At 48.0% G+C, this 725-nt stretch carries 1 protein-coding gene; it reads right to left on the bottom strand.

Annotated features, from left to right (window positions below; genetic code table 11):
- A partial coding sequence (locus tag SANK73390_RS18550) for a flagellin N-terminal helical domain-containing protein (protein WP_462767872.1) occupies positions 1–725 on the bottom strand: 725 nt, incomplete at both ends.

Below are 725 nucleotides of genomic sequence, written 5' to 3'. Positions count from 1 at the left end.
GTGGCCTTTGATTCGCCTGCCCTAAAATCGTACTACTGGCCTGTTGTAAAATTTGCGCTTTAGTCAATGCCGCCGTCTCCGCCGCAAAATCCGCATCTTTTATACGTGAACGTGCCGCCGACACATTCTCTATCACATTGGTTTGATTTCTTATCGTCGATGAAAAACGGTTTTGCACCGCACCTAACTCCGCTCGTTTCGCATCTATTGCCCCTATTAAGGCATCTACCGCACCTAAAAGAGACTGCGCTTTGTCTACTGACGTAAATGACAAACTGCTCACATTCGCAAACGCAACCGAAGCACCCTCTCCCGTACCTGTAATATCTGATGCTGCAGCCGCTAAATCACTCACCGTAAAACTGTTCACGCTTACCGATGAACCATCAAATGATGCTATTGATGTCATTGTCATACTGATGGTTTGATTAGCGTCTGCACCCACTTGGAACTCCGCACTGAACGTACCATCTAATAAATTTCGACCACCAAATGTTGTATCACTTGCAACACGGTTTATCTCTGTGCCTAGCTGCCTTAACTCCAGCTGCAGCGCCGCCCTATCCGATGCCGTATTTGAACCGTTCGCCGCTTGTGCCGCCAAAGTACGTACACGCTGAAACATACTGGTCATCTCATCCATCGCGCCCTCTGCTGTTTGCGCTAATGAGATCCCATCGTTTGCATTTCGGTTGCCCTGCGTTAAGCCATTTATTTGACTCGTT

Source organism: Pseudoalteromonas sp. SANK 73390 (genome assembly GCF_054966645.1).
Note: the sequence above shows the minus strand (reverse complement) of the source record. Positions and strands in the feature narration are given on the sequence as shown.